At 46.2% G+C, this 411-nt stretch carries 1 protein-coding gene; it reads left to right on the top strand.

Features of this window, described 5'->3' with window-relative positions; all coding sequences use genetic code 11:
* A partial coding sequence (yihA, locus tag AB4585_RS27735) for a ribosome biogenesis GTP-binding protein YihA/YsxC (protein WP_372171967.1) occupies window positions 1-411 on the top strand: 411 nt, incomplete at both ends.

Genomic DNA, 411 nt, shown 5'->3' with positions numbered 1-411 from the left:
CAACCGCCTAACCAACCAGCGTGCACTGGCAAAAACCAGTAAGACCCCAGGTCGTACTCAGCTAATTAACCTATTCAAGGTGGATGAGAACTGCCACATTGTCGATCTTCCGGGATACGGCTTTGCTCAAGTTCCTCTGGAACTAAAGAAAAAGTGGCAAAGAAGCCTTGGCGAATACTTACAAAGACGTGAGTGTCTAAAAGGACTAGTGGTCCTAATGGATATTCGTCACCCAATGAAAGACCTCGACCAGCAGATGATCTTCTGGGCAGTAGACTCTGGCATCCCAGTTCAGGTTCTATTAACTAAAGCGGATAAATTGAAGAGTGGCGCTCGTAAAGCAGCCCTACTTAAGATTCGTAAAGATGCTGAAGGCTTCGGTGGTGATGTGAATGTTGAAGCATTCTCTTC

It is taken from the genome of Vibrio sp. 10N.222.49.C9, assembly GCF_041474985.1.
In the GTDB taxonomy this organism is placed as follows: domain Bacteria; phylum Pseudomonadota; class Gammaproteobacteria; order Enterobacterales; family Vibrionaceae; genus Vibrio; species Vibrio crassostreae_C.
The sequence above is the reverse complement of the archived record's forward strand: the minus strand, read 5'-3'. Positions and strand labels throughout refer to the sequence as shown.